The sequence below is a fragment of the Zhongshania aliphaticivorans genome, assembly GCF_902705875.1.
GTDB classification, from domain to species: domain Bacteria; phylum Pseudomonadota; class Gammaproteobacteria; order Pseudomonadales; family Spongiibacteraceae; genus Spongiibacter; species Spongiibacter aliphaticivorans_A.
Window position 1 is genome coordinate 198,726 of the sequence record NZ_CACSIK010000003.1, and the last position, 18,679, is coordinate 217,404.

An 18,679-nucleotide genomic window follows, 5' to 3' on the forward strand; every position below is an offset into this window, starting at 1 on the left:
ATCATAATTTCCCTTAGGACCTAGATTTAGCCAAGAATCTCTATGCCTTTGAGGATGAAGGTCGGCTTGTCGGGGCGGTTATCGAAAACTTTATCGGCGATATAGCGAATTTTCTTGTCATAATACTTAGCCTCCATGATCTTTTTAAGAAGAGTAGTGTCTTGAACCGCAAAGTTCTTGGACGCCTCTGAAATTTCATCGCAATCGATAATTGTTAAGTATACCGTGTTATGAAATTCGCGAAATCCGTCGATAGACGCTATACCGCAAACTTCTTCCGCCGGCGGAATCTCAAATTCGAACGAGTCAAACTCACCAGAAAATCCAGTAATTACTGGGGTGGAGCCGAAAATTTCCACACCAAAAGGATGGTTAATTTTTACACCGGACAAATTTTTACGTAGCCCGTTAATTTGGCCTTCAAGAAATTCTGTTACCGGCGCCAAAAGTTCTGGAAAATCATCTTTGATAAACAAGTCCGGTTGGCTTTGTTGAGCTCTGGCGCAGACAAATCCAGTGACATGAGATAGCTTCTCCGATATCTCTCGAGTCTTATCAGGACCAACTAAAAATAAAGTCGTTCTCTGGTTTCGACTTATCTTAGAATTCTTGGCAGTCAAGTTTCGAATAGACACGCTCGCATCGATTCCCGGATAGAATTTTTCTATAGCAACGTTACATATGCACTTCAATTCATCTGCGAATTTTTTCCGTACCCGAGAGCCTACATCTTCATCATCGGTTGAAATCCAGTCCTCATTGAGATGGATGACCAAGGAACTTTGCGGAAAAAGGTATGCGAAAGGAATTCCAAGGTCTGTTTTCTCGAGCTCAATAAAATTCACTGACTCATAATCATATACTTCGCCAGAAGCGTATTCATTTGCTTTCATTTCAAATCCTCATCTAATACCCCGCTCAATTTATATAGTGGTGCTAATTATTCCATGGCAGGCGGCGGGGAAAAGAGGGCCATAGGACGTCTTGTGAGCATTTTACCGGTCACAAAAATAGTTGTTTAATAGCTAATCGATGCAATAGTTGGCGCGGAGGAGGCGCGTTGACTTGATCCATAAAAGGGATTGAATAAGATAATTTTCAGAATCTTAGCTAGAAAGATTCGTTAATTAGCTGGATCGAGGTCAACTCATTCGCTCAGTCGATTGCCCTCAACAAAATGACAGTCGATATGAAATTAAATTATAGGAGCAACTTTCCAAAGTAGGTCTGGAAGCGATGTTAACTATTGGTTTAATGCTTGGCAGGCTAGGCTATCTATTAAGCTGACCAAATAGTTTTTGATGATTACGGCTCGAGAGCCGGCGAATCATCTTGGTTAGCTAGATGGCTCGCGAAGTAGGCAGAGTCGATACGGCAATCTAGTAGAACAGGCCTAGGAATGCAGGCGTCGGCTAATGAAATCAAGAAATGCCACTCCCAATTGACTAAGAAATAGGAGTTTTCGGGTAGGTAGTGCCCTGAATGCAATACGTACACATTTCGATGGCATTGCCTGCGGCGTCACTACGAGCGCCTACTTAGGATGACTACAGTTAGTCGATTAAATGCAATTTGTTTTAAGAGGTTTGCGGCCTCGTGATGATAAAATCAATATTCCAATATTCCAATATTCCAATATTCCAATATTCCAATATTCCAATATTCCAATATTCCAATATTNTGTCAATTTAAATTTGTATTTTATGTGAAATTCTCAAAATTTATACCCGCGCCGGGTATTTTTAAAGATGAAATCTCTTAAAGAAGTGCTAATTCTAAGGGTTCTCGAAATATTTATTTAAGGTAATAACAATCGTATTTTTGTGTCGTCACTGATTAATGTCAAATAAATAATTTTCTTCTGCCTTAATTATCTTTCTTTGGTGTAGTATTCCGATATGCGGTATGGCCGTGTGTCGGACCTTAGTTGAGCGTGTAGTGGGTCTATGAGATTCGCTGGAGAGCATGTTTTCGCCGTGCTAGGATTTAGTCATGAGTAAAATTAAAACTTACAACTGAATTTCGTGTCGCTCAAATAGTTGGCTCAATGGCAATTAGCGGGCATCGTGTTTCAGATGAATTACGCGCCCAGATGACTCGAATCATTAATGGTGAGGTTACGGCGGATGAAGTGCGGCAGGACATTTTTCTCCGCTACCGTAAGCCTGACATTTCTTGAATTAGTTGAGGGGGTTGTTATGTTGAATGCATTTTTGGTCATCGGCTTAGTGATGGCGGCGATATCTATCCCGCTGGTTTTCTATTGGAAAGCTGAAAGTATTGCAACGCTATTGAGAAAGTATGGGATTTGAAGTTTTGGCGACCGCTGTTATCGCCAATAATTCCCCTCTATATTTCGGGGGGTGGAGTGCGGTATGACAGAACAAGAGTTAATTAGTGTAGCGGAGTTTTGCGGGCTGGACTTGTGTGAAATCAGTTACACTCGTGTTATAAATGCGGCCTATCAGCTGATGGATGAAGACATAGGCGCTACTCAAATATGGTTAACTACTGCCGTGTCTCTGTTTAATGAAGCCACTCCAGCATTGCATGCAAAAACCAAGGCGGGCGTAGATGATGTCTTGACGTTGATTGGCAGAATTGAACACGGAATTTTTTCCTAATCATTTAGCCTGCATTATTATTTTGCAATATCCAATCCGCATTAACCTACACATTTACCTCGCAGATAGCTGCCCCTAGCTCTATAGGCTATCAAGTGTGGTAGTGGAAGTATTTGAACAGCTGAAGGTGCTAAGGGGAAAGGCGCCCATACTTGCCCAGCCGTTATAGCGCACCCGACAAAAACATAACAATGAGGTCGTCAGCTATTCTGGAAGCTATACACCACACCTATGGTGAGAGAGCACTCAAGAATGCTATCAGGAAGCATGAAAGTGCAGTCTCGAATTTAACGCATTTAGGGAGGACTATATTTGATGTTAGCGCAGGACAGGGCAAAGTGAGCGACATTTAAAAGGATGCAATTATTAAAGCTCGGGAGAATTTCAATGACGTATTCGAAGAATTACTTGATAAAGTAATTCTTCGAAGATGGCCATCAACAGTTAAGGTATAAAGAAATATCGGGTGTATAAGAAACACCTTCAGGTGTCGCGCCGCTGAAAAAACTAAATACCAATGGAAAGACGACATAAAATGCAAAGGCGATCCCGAGGTAGAACAGTAAAACACTCGATATTAGCAGTGGCATCCCAAAACTTTGTTCATTCCGATACAGTCCGGGTGCAATAAACCTCCAAAGCTGGAATAAAAATACGGGCATTGATAACGTGAGTGCTGCGAAAAGTACAAGTTTTAGAGGCGCCATGAAAGTAGATGTCAGCTCCGTTGCGATCATGCTTCCACCTTCAGGTAAATACTGCAGAAGTGGGCCCGCGACCAAGCTATAAATATCTTGTGAAAATGGCATTAAGCACAGGGTGAATATTAGCAGCGCAGCTAGAACACGGATCAGTCGATCGCGTAGTTCTGTCAGGTGTGTGGCGAGAGTAGAGGTTTTTGTACTCTCTATATTGGCGTCCATAATTATTGTATTTCGTGTGTTTTTGAGTGCAGGTTTTCGCTAGTGTCATTATCAGTTTCTGAGGCTTCCTTATTTCGCGGTTCGTCGGCCTGGATTTTGCTTGATGCGGCCTCGATTTCCTTGATGGCCAAACATGAACGCACCTCACAATTCTTCTCTACTTGCCATTAAGAGGAGTTTTTTATGCTTCGAAAGCTCACCCGCAATAACAACGCAAGAAAGCCTCGATAAAAATCAGTCCTAACCCCTCGTCACCGGCGCCCGACTCCAGATACCAAGAATTGGCGTACCATGCGCACGCAGTATCGGCTCAATATCCCGATGCAGCGCGTGATAGCGATAGAAGGGAACCCGAGGAAATAGGTGGTGAACTGAGTGAATATTTTGGCCTAACCAAAACCATTCCATCGGACGCATCCACGGGGGCATAATGAGGCTACTCGTATTCTGGTAGCGCTCAGTATTGTCATACGGATAATGCGGCCGATACGCAAACCAATAAGCCGTAAAGAGACCGCCAAAGAAATACCCCACCAAAACAACAATAGAGATGCCAGGCTGATCAATAAGCAAGATAGCAAGTAGACGCCACCCCAGCGAGAAACACAGTTCAGCACTGTAAACAACACGCTCTTTTAAATCGGCAGAGTGCCAATTATTTTCCGCGAAGAAACTATTCTGAGCATAGAAGAACTTTAGGGTCGTCAGCAACACACTAAAAGGCCCCTTACCCATCTCGCTAATCAAATAATCCGGGTCCTTTCCTTTAATGTTGGTATAACGGTGATGAGTAAAATGCTCGTGACGATGGGAGGCAAACGGAACACCGATAATGGGCGCAGCCAGATAGCCACAAACATCGTTCACCCACCGCATCCTCGACCTACTACCATGAATATTTCCGTGGACAGCTTCGTGCAAGGGCGTATACGCCATATAGGTTAGGACACTAACAAGCGGTGTAGCCAACCAAACGGTTATCACATCATTTGCAAAAAGCACTATACATAGTACGAATAGACTACATACAAGAAATGTAAGCGCTATCGTCGGCCAAGCAACTTTACCCATATAACTTATCGCGGCACCTAAAGCCTTCTTATTTAAGTCCTTTAGCTCTTCCTGCATTGTCATTACCATGTAATAATTGAAAATTGAATTATTTAACAGTACTCAATGTACAGCGGCGCCTTTAAAAGTAACATGACACTTATGTCCTTTCGCGCGGTACTTATGGCCACAAATTAGCGCCACCCAACTCAGGCTTTTCACATGGGAAATACCCAGAGCACCCGTCGTCCCGTCGCTATAAGCAAAGTGATGATAAATTTTGCGAAAAATCACGGTGTAGATACGGAAACCTGCTTATTTGGGACCGACATTTCAGAGCACAGCCTTAACGACGGCGCGGTACTCATAGAGCGTGAACAGGAAATGCGGCTCATTGAAAACATCATGCTCGCACTACCCAATATACCCGCACTAGGCTTTAAAATTGGCCTTTGCTACAACATCGCCACTTTCGGGATTTGGGGTTTCTCATTGCGAACCTGTCGAACCCTCAGGGACGCCCTCAACACCGCACTGCGTTTTCTACCTTTAAGCACCGCTTATTGCGAGATTAACGCCTTTGAGGAAGGCGGCTATTTTGGTTTGCTCATGAACCCGCAGTCCATACCCAGCCATCTCCGCGAGTTCTTGTTAGAACGAGATATGGCCGCCAGCATCATAATCATCAAAGAACTTAGCCTAAATGAAATTCAGACTATGCAGACCGAGTTTACTACCTTGGATACAACAAACTCAGTCTACATAGAGTCGGTCTGCGGAGTTAAACCACTTTATCAAAGCAGGCGCAACGCCATCCGCGTTCCTATTAAATATATTGATAAACCACAGCCTACTTACGATGCCAACCTAGCGAGACTATTAAGCGATCAATGCGCAAGACAATTGCGCCAGCGACAAACTGGCGGAATTCGCGATAGCGTTAGGAATCAGATTTTAGGCGACTTAGGGCTAATGGCGTCGCTAGACGATGTTGCGTCGGCAATAAACCTATCTAGCCGCACACTCCGGCGCAAATTGGATAATGAAAGCACCAGCTTTCGAGCCCTAGTAGAGGAGGAGCGAAAACAAATGGCATTCCAACTTCTAATCAGTAGCGACATGAAAATAGATGAATTGGCTGCACATTTAGGCTACACCGACACAAGTAGTTTTACTCGTGCCTTTCGACGCTGGAGTGACTGCTCACCAAGGGATTACCGACTGTCTCATAACGCCAGGAAAATACCAAAAAACGAAGACTAGGAGCTGACTGTAACAAAGCTACCCCCATCGACCTTTGCTAGGAAGCTTTTAACTATTTCCATAACCTTTACTGGGTCTTCATGGTGCGGGACATGACCTACTCTGTCCATAATAACGGCCAGGGAGTGACCTGAAGCAGAGCCCGCAATGAAATTGGGAAACGCGACTGATCCGTATTCATCATTGTCACCATGAATTGCCAACACCGGACACTGCACCTCCTTTAGATGGCAACCCAGATTCCAACCTCTGAACTCAGGATCAAGCCAAGTTTCAGTCCACGCAGCCAAGACCCAGCGAGCTTTATTACCATGGTATTTGGTAAGTTTTCCCATATTGATCGGATTACTGAAGTACTGCTTCGCAGCTTCGATCCCGTTTATTGTTTGTTCTTCGATAAATGGCTGCGCAGACTCGGCAATAAGACTAGAGCAGAGCTTAACTCGGGAGTGAATAGCAGCAATTGCTATCGCCATACCACCGCCGACACTATGACCAAATGGAACCACCGCTTCCAGGCCTAGAGACGCACAAAGTGATGGGAAAACAATTTCCGCTTCTTCGTCAATGAATCTGCGCGATGGTCGTTCTACGCGTTCGCTGGACCTACCAAACCCCAGCCGGTCATAGGCGACAACTGTGCGACCAAGGCTAAGGGAAAGCTGAGCCGGAAACTCTCGCCACAGAGCTACACAGCCTAACGAATCATGCAACAGGACGATTGGAGGTGACGTTGGCGGTTCTACTGGATGCCAAATCCGGACATAAATACTTCCACCCGGAACATCAACATATTTTTCTTCTGATTTTCCGCGCCGCATAAATTATACCGCCTCTATTAGCATGAAGATGGAACGACAAGCATTGGAAAAGTAGCATTCAGCGTTATAAAGGAAAAATATCGCGATCATCCAGAATGCCTCATTGTCGGTTAATGAATAAAGTATCGCCTTCAAGGAAATACTGGCGCAGAAGTTTATCGCAATTGACGGCAACCTAGAAAGTCGGCGCTCGCTATAATTAAGAACATGAATAAACGAGGGTAAGCACTACAAAATAGACGATTATTTAACTATATATGTACTATAAACGTAAAATTATTTCATAAAAAGGCCCCCGAAGGGGCAAAGGCATCGTCAATTACTCAGCTATAAACGCCGAGAAAACCAGAATATTAACTCTAATAAATTTAATTTAAATACAGTACAAGGGAAAGCTAACACACATTGGCAGAAAGCTCCCCCGTATGACTAACACTACTCTAAACTACTTCGATGTAAGTTTAACCATCATCTTCGAATAGCCTTTTACAAAGTTAGACTGCACATACTCGGGCTCGCCAACCACTTCGATTTTATCGAATCTCGCTAACAATTCTTCCCACAGTATACGTAACTGCAACTCAGCAAGACGATTACCCATACAGCGATGCACGCCAAAGCCAAAGGAAAGGTGGTTACGTGCGCCTTTACGATCCACGATAAACTCATCAGGCCGCTCAATCGCGCGCTCGTCTCTGTTGCCAGAGGCATACCACATTACGACCTTGTCACCCTTTTTGATGGTTTTGCCATTTAGCTCTACATCCTGCTTCGCGATACGGCGCATATACGCCAGCGGCGTTTGCCAGCGGATAATTTCTGACACCATGTTCGGAATCAAGCTAGGATCGTTCTTCAGCTTAGTAAACTCGTCAGGGAAGCGATTCAAGGCAAGAACACCACCTGACATCGAGTTACGGGTGGTGTCATTACCACCAACAATTAAGAGAACTAAATTACCAAGGAACTCCATCGGCTTATTAATCAGATCCTTAGTATCTGGATTATTCTGTAACATACCGATCAGATCAAAACCTACTTCGCCACCAGCAGCAATTTTTTCCTCTTTGACGCGCCAAAGTTGGGAAAAATGTTTGGCCATATCCCTCATCCCCTCGAACAGCTCGTCGGTATTGGTCGAGCCGCCAGTCATCTCGGCACCGCCGCCCGCCAAATCTGACCAATAAACAAGTTTTCGACGCTCCTCGTAAGGGAAGTCCAGCAGTGTTGCTAGCATTCTGGCAGTCAGTTCGATAGAGACATCCTCTACCCAGTCAAACGGTGTATCTAGTGGCAACTGATCGAGAACTTCTTGAGTACGGCTACGAATCAGGCTTTCCATTTCTTTGAGATTCTTAGGTGCCACAACACCCTGCACTGCTTGACGCTGCACATCATGCTTAGGTGGATCCATTGCGATAAACATCTCAAGGGCGAGTTCTTTCGGTGTCGCACCAATAATGATAAATGGTTCGGCAGAAAAGAGGTCGTGATGCTTATCCACAAAAACAATATCTTCATAACGCGTAATCGACCAGAATGGTCCGAATGGGCTTTTTTTCTGATAATGAACCGGGCATTCATCTCGCAGCCGCTTAAAATAGGATTCCCAACGATTTTGCTTAAAAAGAAATGGGTTGCTAACATCAATATCGTCGATCGCCAAATCAGATACTTCTGGAACAGGCGTTTCTGTAAATTCCGGAAATTTGGTGTACATGCCTAGTTTATTTTTAGCCTTGTACAGAATATGACCGGCCTTAATTTGCAAGTGCATTGGAACACTAGCAGCACCTTTTTCAGCTACCAAATCAACAATTTTCATAAACCATCCCCTTTTCGCATATTTCGTTAAGTATTATTCTTTTTTTACATTTGAAACTCAGGCAGACGCGCAATCATGCCATCCATCGCATCCGTGGTGATAATTTGGCAAGCAAGCCTAGAAGTATCACTACGCTCAGGCGTAAGATCTAGCATTTGTAATTCATCTTCGGTTGCATTGCCTGTCACATTAAAAGTTGCACCGTCAACAATGACGTGACAGGTACCGCATGCACACACACCACCACAATCAGCGTCAATACCAGGAATCCCATTATCCAAAGCAATTTGCATCAAGGATTTCCCTGCCTCAATATCTACCACATGTTCCGTACCATTGTGTTCAATAAAAGTAACACTTCCCATAACGCTCTCCTTCGTGAAACTGCTTTACCCACTTACTGCTTAATTAATGCACTTTATACATAGCAAATGCGTTATCACAGTTTCACGATAACAATATTATTAAATTACTCGATATATTTAATATCTTTATTTATAACCTAATTAATTATTAAAACTTATACGTTGCATCTACACCAAATGTTCTCGGCGGACCTTCTTGAAAATAATCAAATCCGAAACCAGCCTGAAGATTAATTGCATATCCATCATATTCTTCATATGCAAGATTTTTGGCCCAGATAGACACCGAGTAGTCCTCATCAATCCCACGCCATGTCAAACGTGTATTCACTAGCGTATAGGCGTCCTGCTTAATATTTTCATATCCACCTTTATCATTATAAGCGCTATACCACTGCTTATCCTGATAATTAGCGTTAACATTCCAGTTTATATACCCACTGTCTCCACTGTAGATTTCATAATCTATAGAAATGTTTCCACTTATTTTTGGCGCTGATATTAACTCATTTCCAGAAAGATCAATTTCATCATTCGGATTATTAAGCGTTTCCGTGTTTGACAATGAAAGCTCGGTATATTCAGTATCAAGATAGCCAAGCCCCATCATAAATATTAATTTTTCAGTTGCGGCAAACATAATTTCAGCTTCTAAACCGGCGATTTGTGAGCCACCAGCATTTTCCAGAAAGTTCGACACACCGACTACATTAATAAACTGCTGGTCTTTATAGTCATATAAAAATGCCGCTGCATTAACACGAGCACGCTGATCGTAAAAGTCTGATTTAAACCCTATTTCGTAAGCATCAATATACTCAGGCCTTGCATAGGCTTCGTCGAAATCACGCTCTCTATAATAAACACCACCATTGAAGTTACCTGATCGGAAGCCCTTGCTATAGCTTGCATACATCATAAAATCGTCATTGAAACGGTAATCTATACCAATCTTACCGGTAAGCTCCTGTTCTTTTGCCGACATAGGCTCCGAAGAATCTGTCGTATATGCACCATGGGTATACCCAATCTCTACCGTCTCAAAGAGATCTTCGAGTGTAGTTTCCCCAGTGAGCAAATTCTGAAGAAACAGATCGATCTCAACAATACCTGCGTCACCACCGAGATTAAGCGGTATAAAGGGCTCATCATGTCGAGTAGTATTGCCGGGAACATATGTTCCTCGCGGACTACCATCGTACCCCTCTCTAGAAATATTTAGGTAGGTAAGATCTATTTCATCCACCGTGTAGCGAATACCAAAATCAATACCAAAATCTGCGCTTATATCAAAGCGAAACTGCGTATACGCCGCATAACTCGTCTTATCAGTAACCATCTTTTGATCAAGTTGACCAAAATCTAGTAAATACGGGTAGTAACCAGTAGCCCCAGGGTATGTAATCGCCACTCGCACGTCTGGTGGAGTTCCATAAATCGCATACTCATTATGCATATCCATTTCTTCTTCTGCATAATAAATACCGCCGATGAAATTAAGCATGCCATCGTAATTACTAGAAACTCTAAAGTCCTGACTAAACGCCTCAGTATCTACAGCCCAACGAATCTCAAGCAATTCTTCTGGCGACCCGTCAGTATTCTGCTGCTGAGCATAGTCGGAAATACTCACTGAGGTGATACTTGTAAAGGTGTGGTATTCACCAAGATACTCCAGTTTATTAACCAGCATGTCAGAATTAACAATTAAAGGACCGGTGAAATTATCTTCAACCTCATGACTTCCTAGATTTTGCGACGACGCCGAGTATCCAGTGTTATCCATATACCCGCTGCTAGCATCTCCTTGAAGCAAAGCACCACTAACAACACCACCTACTGCGCCAAAAAGTCCAGCTCCGCCATTATTAAGATCACCACGCGGTTCATTCCTAGACGCATTTGCCATTGAATCATTTTGGCCATGAGTTAACTTAAGTACATTATTTAAATTTTCAGATATCTGCCAATTCAGTGTTAAACGTAAACCTTGGAAATCGATGGAGGATAAATTTGGACCACCGGAACGGTTTTCGGTATAACCACTATTCCGAGAAAATGAATATGCGGCACGCACTGCTAGCGTCTCGTCTATTAACGTACCCTCAACCCCTAAATCACCGACTCGTGAATCATAATTCCCCGCACCCAACTTGGCATTCACATGAAAGCCGTCGTCAATTATGGGGGTTTTAGTAATGATATTGATTGCACCACCAGTAGTATTTTTACCATACAATGTGCCTTGAGGGCCGCGCAAAACCTCTAGTCGCTCGACATCAAAAAAGTTCATACCATGAGTATATACCGGCCCCATATATGACTCGTCGGAGTAAACGCCAATAGGACTTGCCTGGTTAGAGCTGTAATCCGACATGCTGACACCGCGAATCGCAAAGATCGGCTGAACATCACCAAAGGGACCACTGACCTGCATATTGGGTACTTGCGCAGATATATCATTTGCACTCGCAAAACCAAATTTTTCTAAAGAATCTGAAGTCATACCTGTAATCGCAACAGGCGTGTCTTGTGTACTTTCAGCGCGCTTCTGCCCAGTAACAACAACCTCTTCTAGCATTGGAGCTGCAACAGAAACAACAGGCAAAGACATTAAACCAACTAATGGTATACCAAAAGGGAAATAAATTTTATTTCTGTGGAATTTTCGCATCTATTTATTATCCTCACTCGCATTATTGTCGATGCATATACTCCACAAAATAAAATTTGGCGTCTTTTCCGATACGGACATCTTTTTAACAAATTAGGACATTATTGGTAAACGCACTCAAATGACAAAAAAACGTCCTAATAGGCCAATACCATTTAGGACAAAACACCAATAATCAAGTAAACAAATCAATAAAAACCTTAAGCCCATACTCGACGCACAGCGCCATCTAAGTTTCGTCAAAAATACTAATAACCATTTATATACTTACAGATCAACATCAAGGACTTTAAATGAATAACGCCCAAGTATTACCGCATTATCATCACATCATTAATGGTGAAATTGTAAAGCCTAGCTCTGGCAACTATATTGATGTGCATTGCCCCGCCACAGGCAACCTGATAGCGAAAACTGCTGATGGCAATGCAACCGACGTCGACCTAGCAGTAAGCGCAGCCAGACAGGCATTAAAAAATACTGATTGGAAAAATATTAGCGTAACCGCTCGCTCTAAGTTGTTGTATCAAATAGGCAACACAGTGTTAGCAAATGCCCAAGAACTTGCTATTTTAGAAGTTCAGGCATCTGGGGGTACAATCAAACGAGTAATGGGTTTAGATATCTTGGCTATTGCTGATTTATTTTTTACGCTCGCCGAATCAATTAAAAGCTATCCATTTATCGAAAACCTTTCGCCTAAAATTCTACCAGAGCAAGTTCACACCATGGTAGTAAAAGAACCCGTTGGCGTATGCGGCATTATAACGGCGTGGAATTTTCCACTACTCTTACTTTCATGGAAAATAGCCCCAGCAATTGCTGCCGGTAACACTGTTGTAGTGAAAGCATCAGAATTAACGCCAACATCGACCTTTCGTTTAATTGAGCTAGTTAATCAATTTCTACCCGCTGGCGTGTTAAATCTGGTGAGCGGCACAGGCATAAACGTGGGTGACCCTCTTGTCAAACACCCCAAAGTCAACAAAATATCTTTTACAGGATCTACTCAAACCGGTCGTAATATTCAAATAGCGGCAGCCGCCACACTAAAGCGAGTCACCCTAGAGCTAGGCGGAAAAGGCGCTGCCATTGTAATGCCAGACGCTAATATTGACTTAGTCGCACACGGTGCGCTTTTTGGCATTATGATGAATTCGGGACAAGCTTGTGAATCAGGTAGCCGATTAATTGTTCATGCCAACATCCACGATGAGCTCATCGCTAAAATGAAAACCCTAGCCGAGAAAATAGTTGTCGGCAATCCTCTCGACCCTGCAACAGGCATGGGCCCTATTGTTTCAGAACAGCAGTTTAGTCGAATTGAGACCTACCTTAAATCAGCACAAGAACAAGGCGCCCACATCGTTACAGGAGGAAAACGAAAAATCATTGCCGGTTTCGAAAATGGTTATTTTCTTGAACCAACCATTATCAGCAATTGCAAGAATGATATGGAACATGCTTGTGAAGAAATCTTCGGCCCAGTTGTTTCTATTATTAAATTTACCGAGCTAGACGAAGCCATAGGCATTGCAAACGATTCAATATACGGACTATCTGCAGGTATCTGGACCGAGGACGTCATTGGCGCTCAAGCGGTTGCTCGCCAACTCGAAGCTGGCTCAGTTTGGATAAATGACTGGCACATGATGCGTACCGACGCACCCTTTGGCGGAATGAAGCAAAGCGGCTATGGTCGGGAGATGAGTCATAACAGCCTAAACTCGTATACAGAATTGAAATCGATTTCGACAGCGTTTGAACGCGACCCAAGTAAAAAATCAACTTACCACTTGGTCCATACGTTTTAAGGTTCGCGACCCAGCTAATTGAACGCTAATTATTAATAGGATACCAGCATGTCTAGCTCACATTACTATCAGTACAATATGCGCAGCACGATTCATTGCGCCGCAGGCTCAGTTATTCGCATACCCGCGCTATTTGAAGGCATGGGTGCCAAAAGAGTGGTGCTATTTAGCGATATTGGTCTCGAACAGGCCGGCATCGTAGACCAAATAAAGGCAGTATTCGCCAGCTGCTCTAGCAATAAAGCCGTGCTAGTAGGCGTTTATACCGGCATAAGCCAAGACGCAGCCTGCCAATCCGTAAACGCTGCAACTGCTTATGCTAGGTCCGTGGCGGCCGATGCCATTCTGGCAGTGGGTGGCGGCAGTGTTCTAGATGCCTCAAAAGGTGTCAAATACTCCCTTCAACACGGGGCAACAGATATCGCCGACTTACTTCAGAGTGGGATTAAAATTGATGCCTGGCCAAGCTGCCAGCACTCGGGGATCCCTCATATCGGCGTACCTACCACTGCTGGCACAGGAGCAGAGGTGTCACCAGTAGCGGTGTTCTACAATGAAATGTTAGGCATTAAAACCAACCTTGTCGCCCCATTTCTTGAACCCGACATGGCAGTGCTAGACGGGAATCTGTGCTTAGGGCTCCCAGGGTTCCTTACTGCAGCAACAGGAATGGATGCGTTAACACACGCGCTGGAGGCTGTCGCTTCGCCAGCGGCGAATGCCATGACTGATGCACACGCCTTTCATGCCGCACACATGATTGTCGAAAACCTACCCAAGGTAATCGATAATGGTAAGGACGTCGTAGCACGCTCAAGCATGTTGCAGGCGAGTAGCCTAGCTATAGACGCTTTCGGCGGTAGTCTAAACGCGATTCCCATACACAACTGCGCCCACGCATTCGGCGGTATGTTCCACATCCCACATGGCGACGCCAATGCTGCACTCCTCCCCATCGTAATGGAAGCCTGCCCCGAATTTTATGCAGGCAAAGGACAACGGCTAGCCAAAGCACTTAATCTTTCACAGACAGGTAGTGATCAAGAGCTATTGGATAACTGCATTAAGTTCCTAAAAGACTTCCAGCAACGCATAGCTTGCACCACCAACTTCAAGCGCTGGGAAGTCAACCAAGATAAGCAAGATGCTATTTACCATGCAATCGCATCTGATCCCGCAGCAATGTTTTACAGCATTTCCCCTGCAGCGATGACTAAAATAGTTCAAGCAGTCTGCTAATAAAGGAAAATTAAACAGCCTAATACAGATGTATTAGCTTACTCAAAAAAGCATGGATGCTCTTACAATATTTCCATTAGATTCAGGAGAAAGTAATGTCACGTAAATTCTTTTCGTATTCAGCTTTAACCGCTATATTTTTCACTACACCAACACTTTTGTGTGCTCAAAATATAGGGCCGATCCAAGGTGTTAGTAACACCTTAGCAAGCCTTACAGGGGAGCTAGTTGGTCCACTCCAGGCAACCACGGCATCCCTTGGTTTAAACTCATCACCCCTTTTTAATATACTGCCAGGAAACCCCTTGCTGCTCACCTATGATCTTCTTTTGAAGGGGCCTGAAGAAGCGATCATTACCGGCGACCTACTGCAAGGCGACTTAATTCCTAAAGGAGTGCTCTCAGGCCTACCTGGTGGCGATGCAATACGAACGGTTTACACGGAAAACATAAAGCCCTCTATGCCACCCATTCCCTTAGTCGACGGGCTACTTGACTCACAATTGTAAATGCCTTATGACACTCGCCCTTAAATTCGGGCGAGTGCATCCCACCCTATATTTACAAACAATTAAAGTCGGCATAAAATAGAGTTTTATTCAAACTTACCCATAAAAGTAGCTTACTAAAGAATTCACTAGATCAGCTGTGTAAATAATAAGCAATCCTCCTTCCAATACCCATAGTGAAGGCTTCTAATAGTTCTTGAAATGCATTGGGCAACTAAATGTCTTACCAAGAACAAAAATAACACCTACAGACCAGTGAGATTTAATGACTGCACGTGTGCGAGCCAGCTGCCTAAATAATTTCGTATCCTTAATCGAGGAACTGCAAGGTAATGCTAATGATTTATGCCTCAAAGCTGGTATTAATTACCATCAGCTAGATCAAGAAGATTATTTTTTCCCTTATCAAAGTTTTATCGATCTACTTGAGCTAAGCGCCACAAACCTAAACCTACCTAATATTGGCCTACAACTTGCTATGCGACAGGATCACTCTATTCTTGGTCCAGTTGCTTTTTTAGCACTATCTGCGCACGATGTCAGGTCAGCATTAACAAGTGTAGGAAAATTTCTGTACCATTTCACCCCCGCCATTTCACTCACATTGAGAGAGAGTGAGGACCAACCAAGCCATGTCTGCTTAGATCTCATTAATGTCAACGCCAATCACAGTCGACAGGCAGTTGAGCACGCTGTCGCTTGCACGCTTCACATTATTCACTTGCTTACCGAAGGAAAATTTAAGGCGCGGGCCGTTCATTTCCGTCATTCAAAAATCGGTCCAGAAAGGCATTATCAAAGCGCGTTCAATTGCCCAACGGTATTTAATCAAAAATATGATTCAATAGAGCTCGACACCGACTTTTTAGATATCGAATTGAGCTCCCACAACCCTCAGCTTCACGGTTTGGTATCCAGCTATCTCTCTATGGTAGAAATAGATTCCAATTCCACAAGTAAACCGAATTTATCGACCAGCAAGCAAGCTCGTCATTTAATTCAAAAACTGCTACCGACCGGCCAACTGTCACGCCCGGTAATTGCAGAAAACATGAAGCTTCATGAACGTGCGCTGCACCGGAAATTGCAATCAGAGGGATACACCTTTGAAGCACTTGTTGACGAAGTTAGAATTACCGAAGCTAAAAAACTTCTTGCGCACGACGCCATACCCATGTCACAAATAGCGGGTTTATTGGGGTACAACGAACAAAGCTCATTTAATAGAGCGTTTAAACGCTGGTTTGAAATGACCCCCAAAAAATACCTACAGAGTAAACCAAGGGATTAACCAAAGGCGGGGAACTGATTTCAAGCCTTGAGAATCGTGTTGCAAAGCGAGCCTGAAAGCATTGCAGGGCTTTTCCATCGCCCCCAGAAATCCGGGGAGATCGGATAAGAGAAATGAGGTGGCCGTCGCCTTCTGCTTATAAGCGAGCGGCCATAAATTCTAAATCAGATGAACGTCGGCGGGCCTTTCTTGTGTTTCAACGGTCACCCCGAGGGGCTGGCATTAGCGCCATGTTAGGCTTACGGCCGCGCGTGAACACCGAGAAGTAGTGCTTTCGGTTCTCCTCCACTTTTGTACGCAGCGAACAGGATATACGGGAAGCTGAACATTCCACCCATAACGATGCTGAGGAACGCAAAAAAATAGGCTCTTGGGCCCGCCCCTTCTCGCCAAGTAACCCAAGTAGCAAGCAAGAACAGGTGAATAAGGAAGTCGATATCGAACTGGCTTCGCCACCCGAGCGCGAGCAAGTCAGCCATAGCTACGGCAGGCCAGTTCAGCCCTTGAGTTAGTGACGCTAGACCAGTAATTGCGTATATCGCAACCGTCGAGACAATTAAAAGCACCTTTAGGGCCTTCATTAAATCCACCTCCTGAATAAACGCATATCTGAAGCTCCTGACACTTGCAGCTCAAGCACACGGGGTTTGCGCGGTGAAGAGCACCAAAAAACTAGCAACACTCATTAATTTTATACTGATCTTCGCTTCGATATCTTACGCGCGTTATGTATTGTTGGTGACGCCTCATATGCATTATCTCGCTTACCTGTGTGATCGATTTTAAATTTATTGCTTTGGAAAGGGCTAGAAAAATAAGCACTATGTTTACTTCGGCAAGTTAACCCTTTATTAAAAACTGCGCCCTTGCCATCGCAATCGGTGCGGCTTCATCTTCCTGCCAAGCACTGACACTTACATTGATCATCCGCCTACCGAGATACACCAGCTTGCAACGCGAATGTGTGGCCAAGTATTTTCCCGCTCGCACATAGTCCACCGCGAAATCGATGACCTTGGGAATTTTTTCGCTTTCACTCTGTTGCAAGACGTAGAGCATAGCCGATAGCTCCATAAAACCAGCAACGGCCCCACCGTGCAGAGCTGGAAGCGTCGGATTTCCAACATTACTCATTTTTACCGGCAATAAATAACAGCCCGTTTCCTCGCTCATTTTTATACCAATGGTCCTAGCGTAGGGAACCAGACTTATCAGCGTGCGTATTTCTGAGTCATCCATTAGCACTATCACCAGATTTTAGTTTTCCATTTTTCACTGCCTGGGAAGCACGAAACCCCCGGCGCATGTCGGCAAATAAGTCCGGCTCCATACGGAAAAAATTACCTACCCCCGCCGCAATCGTCAGATTAGTATCTCCGTGATGTGCGATAGCACGGGTGAAAATCACACTTTCAGTAACACGGTACACTTCAGCATCAGCGTACACGGTAAGGCCTGGCGTCGCTGGGCGCATATAATCAATGCGCAAATCAATTGTTGGGGTTAGCCCCAAATCATCTAATGTAGTCGCAGCAGCAAAGCCACAACAGGTATCCAATAAGGCCGTGATTGCACCACCGTGAATAACGCCGGTATCCGGATTCCCCACCAAGGCTTCACCATAAGGCATCGACAGGCCAGCCCGGTGACGCTCTACATACTCAGGACGAATCCCCAGCGTCGTAAAATGATCTCCGTCATTGGCTGCTAGAATAGTCTCAATGAAACAGTTCAGTTCTTCGAAATCCAACGCCATTACTTACCCCGATGAAATATTTAACACATTATATGCTTGCTATTATACTAAAGTAGATCGCAAAAAGTGACATCAACATCGCTAAGTGCGCAATTAAAACAGCCAACGAAAATATTAGCGGAAGATATGCAGCGTGTTATGGATAGGGCAGGTTAGGATGCAAATATTATTGGTGCCTCGGCCCATGAGTACTTGCAAATAATTGGGCTTATTCTTTACAGTTATATGTGGGTGGAAATGGAAGCCGTGGCGTTAAAGTCTGGCAACCAACAAGGCGAATATTTTGATGAAGCCAAACTTCAGGCGGCACGTTTCTTTACTCAACTCAGCGCATAGTAAAAACCTTCGCTTCAATTAACGACGGAAATTTAGCGCTGGATCGAGTAAACCTATTGAAGTTTTATTTTGTCCGCTTTTTGCCAGTTAATGCAATGCCGCCTGAACGCTAAGGCGTCTGGCTCTAGCACCAATACCAGCCCTCGGCTGAGTTCTAAAGTGGCCATACCATAAACCCGCCAGGGGTAT

General features: G+C 44.1%; 19 protein-coding genes. 9 read left to right on the forward strand and 10 right to left on the reverse strand.

The window, feature by feature from the left end; all coding sequences use genetic code 11:
* Window positions 1-26 precede the first annotated feature (26 nt).
* Window positions 27-893: a hypothetical protein gene (locus tag AELLOGFF_RS15990; protein WP_159269959.1), complete on the reverse strand. Its 867-nt coding sequence runs from the start codon at window positions 891-893 to the stop codon at window positions 27-29.
* 1,154 nt (window positions 894-2,047) lie between these two features.
* Between AELLOGFF_RS15990 and AELLOGFF_RS18240 the strand changes: the two genes are divergently transcribed.
* The 3 genes from AELLOGFF_RS18240 (at window position 2,048) to AELLOGFF_RS16005 (ending at window position 2,624) form a co-directional block, all read left to right on the forward strand.
* Window positions 2,048-2,179: an antitoxin VbhA family protein gene (locus tag AELLOGFF_RS18240; protein ID WP_159269961.1), complete on the forward strand. Its 132-nt coding sequence runs from the start codon at window positions 2,048-2,050 to the stop codon at window positions 2,177-2,179.
* On the forward strand, window positions 2,127-2,312 hold the full coding sequence (locus tag AELLOGFF_RS16000; protein WP_200842769.1) for a hypothetical protein: 186 nt from the start codon (window positions 2,127-2,129) through the stop codon (window positions 2,310-2,312). The genes AELLOGFF_RS18240 and AELLOGFF_RS16000 overlap by 53 nt, the downstream gene beginning before the upstream one ends.
* 63 nt (window positions 2,313-2,375) lie before the next feature.
* A complete protein-coding gene (locus AELLOGFF_RS16005) occupies window positions 2,376-2,624 on the forward strand; it encodes an antitoxin Xre/MbcA/ParS toxin-binding domain-containing protein (protein WP_159269963.1) in 249 nt (82 codons plus the stop codon).
* 437 nt (window positions 2,625-3,061) lie between these two features.
* On the opposite strand, the gene tatC is transcribed toward AELLOGFF_RS16005, so the two are convergent.
* Together tatC and AELLOGFF_RS16015 are read right to left on the reverse strand one after the other, a co-directional pair.
* Entirely contained in the window at window positions 3,062-3,547 is a 486-nt protein-coding gene (gene tatC, locus AELLOGFF_RS16010; RefSeq protein ID WP_235035753.1) for a twin-arginine translocase subunit TatC, read from the reverse strand.
* Between the two features lie 240 nt (window positions 3,548-3,787).
* Window positions 3,788-4,687: a fatty acid desaturase gene (locus AELLOGFF_RS16015; RefSeq protein ID WP_327785492.1), complete on the reverse strand. Its 900-nt coding sequence runs from the start codon at window positions 4,685-4,687 to the stop codon at window positions 3,788-3,790.
* 132 nt (window positions 4,688-4,819) lie between these two features.
* Here AELLOGFF_RS16015 and AELLOGFF_RS16020 point away from each other — a divergent pair, with 132 nt between their 5' ends.
* Window positions 4,820-5,860 carry an AraC family transcriptional regulator gene (locus AELLOGFF_RS16020; protein ID WP_103683261.1) on the forward strand — a complete coding sequence of 347 codons (1,041 nt, stop codon included), beginning with the start codon at window positions 4,820-4,822 and terminating at the stop codon, window positions 5,858-5,860.
* On the opposite strand, the gene AELLOGFF_RS16025 is transcribed toward AELLOGFF_RS16020, so the two are convergent.
* The 4 genes from AELLOGFF_RS16025 to AELLOGFF_RS16040 form a co-directional block, all read right to left on the reverse strand.
* Window positions 5,857-6,681 carry an alpha/beta fold hydrolase gene (locus AELLOGFF_RS16025; protein WP_103683262.1) on the reverse strand — a complete coding sequence of 275 codons (825 nt, stop codon included), beginning with the start codon at window positions 6,679-6,681 and terminating at the stop codon, window positions 5,857-5,859. The two genes, AELLOGFF_RS16020 and AELLOGFF_RS16025, sit on opposite strands and share 4 nt — an antisense overlap.
* Window positions 6,682-7,126: 445 nt before the next feature.
* On the reverse strand, window positions 7,127-8,506 hold the full coding sequence (locus tag AELLOGFF_RS16030; RefSeq protein ID WP_159269973.1) for a cytochrome P450: 1,380 nt from the start codon (window positions 8,504-8,506) through the stop codon (window positions 7,127-7,129).
* Between the two features lie 44 nt (window positions 8,507-8,550).
* Complete coding sequence (locus AELLOGFF_RS16035) at window positions 8,551-8,871, reverse strand: 2Fe-2S iron-sulfur cluster-binding protein (RefSeq protein WP_159269975.1); 321 nt, start codon at window positions 8,869-8,871, stop codon at window positions 8,551-8,553.
* Window positions 8,872-9,019: 148 nt separating this feature from the next.
* Entirely contained in the window at window positions 9,020-11,545 is a 2,526-nt protein-coding gene (locus AELLOGFF_RS16040; protein ID WP_235035754.1) for a TonB-dependent receptor, read from the reverse strand.
* A gap of 293 nt (window positions 11,546-11,838) precedes the next feature.
* Here AELLOGFF_RS16040 and AELLOGFF_RS16045 point away from each other — a divergent pair, with 293 nt between their 5' ends.
* From AELLOGFF_RS16045 to AELLOGFF_RS16060, 4 genes are all read left to right on the forward strand, one after another.
* The gene (locus tag AELLOGFF_RS16045; protein WP_159269977.1) at window positions 11,839-13,359 is read left to right on the forward strand and encodes an aldehyde dehydrogenase family protein; all 1,521 of its coding nucleotides are present in this window, start codon (window positions 11,839-11,841) and stop codon (window positions 13,357-13,359) included.
* Between the two features lie 48 nt (window positions 13,360-13,407).
* Complete coding sequence (locus AELLOGFF_RS16050; protein WP_159269978.1) at window positions 13,408-14,598, forward strand: iron-containing alcohol dehydrogenase; 1,191 nt, start codon at window positions 13,408-13,410, stop codon at window positions 14,596-14,598.
* A 95-nt stretch (window positions 14,599-14,693) separates the two neighbouring features.
* Window positions 14,694-15,107 (forward strand): hypothetical protein, encoded by a 414-nt coding sequence (locus AELLOGFF_RS16055; RefSeq protein ID WP_159269980.1) that lies wholly within the window; start codon window positions 14,694-14,696, stop codon window positions 15,105-15,107.
* 265 nt (window positions 15,108-15,372) lie between these two features.
* Window positions 15,373-16,398, forward strand: coding sequence for an AraC family transcriptional regulator (locus AELLOGFF_RS16060; RefSeq protein WP_159269982.1), 1,026 nt, complete (start codon window positions 15,373-15,375; stop codon window positions 16,396-16,398).
* Between the two features lie 239 nt (window positions 16,399-16,637).
* Here AELLOGFF_RS16060 and AELLOGFF_RS16065 read toward each other — a convergent pair whose 3' ends face one another.
* The 3 genes from AELLOGFF_RS16065 to AELLOGFF_RS16075 all read right to left on the reverse strand — a co-directional run bounded on the left by AELLOGFF_RS16065 (window position 16,638) and on the right by AELLOGFF_RS16075 (window position 18,154).
* The gene (locus tag AELLOGFF_RS16065; protein ID WP_200842761.1) at window positions 16,638-16,979 is read right to left on the reverse strand and encodes a hypothetical protein; all 342 of its coding nucleotides are present in this window, start codon (window positions 16,977-16,979) and stop codon (window positions 16,638-16,640) included.
* Window positions 16,980-17,238: 259 nt separating this feature from the next.
* The gene (locus AELLOGFF_RS16070; protein WP_159269983.1) at window positions 17,239-17,637 is read right to left on the reverse strand and encodes a PaaI family thioesterase; all 399 of its coding nucleotides are present in this window, start codon (window positions 17,635-17,637) and stop codon (window positions 17,239-17,241) included.
* Window positions 17,630-18,154 (reverse strand): PaaI family thioesterase, encoded by a 525-nt coding sequence (locus AELLOGFF_RS16075; RefSeq protein ID WP_159269985.1) that lies wholly within the window; start codon window positions 18,152-18,154, stop codon window positions 17,630-17,632. Before AELLOGFF_RS16075 ends, AELLOGFF_RS16070 begins: the two co-directional genes overlap by 8 nt.
* A gap of 168 nt (window positions 18,155-18,322) precedes the next feature.
* Here AELLOGFF_RS16075 and AELLOGFF_RS16080 point away from each other — a divergent pair, with 168 nt between their 5' ends.
* The gene (locus AELLOGFF_RS16080; RefSeq protein ID WP_268818573.1) at window positions 18,323-18,490 is read left to right on the forward strand and encodes an acyl-CoA dehydrogenase C-terminal domain-containing protein; all 168 of its coding nucleotides are present in this window, start codon (window positions 18,323-18,325) and stop codon (window positions 18,488-18,490) included.
* Window positions 18,491-18,679: the final 189 nt, after the last annotated feature.

Coding starts and splice junctions, on each gene's coding strand:
- AELLOGFF_RS16055 (WP_159269980.1), top strand. CDS start 14,694: ATGTCACGTAAATTCTTTTCGTATTCAGCTTTAACCGCTATATTTTTC.
- AELLOGFF_RS16040 (WP_235035754.1), bottom strand. CDS start 11,545: ATGCGAAAATTCCACAGAAATAAAATTTATTTCCCTTTTGGTATACCA.
- AELLOGFF_RS16075 (WP_159269985.1), bottom strand. CDS start 18,154: ATGGCGTTGGATTTCGAAGAACTGAACTGTTTCATTGAGACTATTCTA.
- AELLOGFF_RS16065 (WP_200842761.1), bottom strand. CDS start 16,979: ATGAAGGCCCTAAAGGTGCTTTTAATTGTCTCGACGGTTGCGATATAC.
- AELLOGFF_RS16030 (WP_159269973.1), bottom strand. CDS start 8,506: ATGAAAATTGTTGATTTGGTAGCTGAAAAAGGTGCTGCTAGTGTTCCA.
- AELLOGFF_RS18240 (WP_159269961.1), top strand. CDS start 2,048: ATGGCAATTAGCGGGCATCGTGTTTCAGATGAATTACGCGCCCAGATG.
- AELLOGFF_RS16045 (WP_159269977.1), top strand. CDS start 11,839: ATGAATAACGCCCAAGTATTACCGCATTATCATCACATCATTAATGGT.
- AELLOGFF_RS16035 (WP_159269975.1), bottom strand. CDS start 8,871: ATGGGAAGTGTTACTTTTATTGAACACAATGGTACGGAACATGTGGTA.
- tatC (WP_235035753.1), bottom strand. CDS start 3,547: ATGGACGCCAATATAGAGAGTACAAAAACCTCTACTCTCGCCACACAC.
- AELLOGFF_RS15990 (WP_159269959.1), bottom strand. CDS start 893: ATGAAAGCAAATGAATACGCTTCTGGCGAAGTATATGATTATGAGTCA.
- AELLOGFF_RS16000 (WP_200842769.1), top strand. CDS start 2,127: ATGAAGTGCGGCAGGACATTTTTCTCCGCTACCGTAAGCCTGACATTT.
- AELLOGFF_RS16020 (WP_103683261.1), top strand. CDS start 4,820: ATGGGAAATACCCAGAGCACCCGTCGTCCCGTCGCTATAAGCAAAGTG.
- AELLOGFF_RS16015 (WP_327785492.1), bottom strand. CDS start 4,687: ATGGTAATGACAATGCAGGAAGAGCTAAAGGACTTAAATAAGAAGGCT.
- AELLOGFF_RS16025 (WP_103683262.1), bottom strand. CDS start 6,681: ATGCGGCGCGGAAAATCAGAAGAAAAATATGTTGATGTTCCGGGTGGA.
- AELLOGFF_RS16060 (WP_159269982.1), top strand. CDS start 15,373: ATGACTGCACGTGTGCGAGCCAGCTGCCTAAATAATTTCGTATCCTTA.
- AELLOGFF_RS16005 (WP_159269963.1), top strand. CDS start 2,376: ATGACAGAACAAGAGTTAATTAGTGTAGCGGAGTTTTGCGGGCTGGAC.
- AELLOGFF_RS16070 (WP_159269983.1), bottom strand. CDS start 17,637: ATGGATGACTCAGAAATACGCACGCTGATAAGTCTGGTTCCCTACGCT.
- AELLOGFF_RS16050 (WP_159269978.1), top strand. CDS start 13,408: ATGTCTAGCTCACATTACTATCAGTACAATATGCGCAGCACGATTCAT.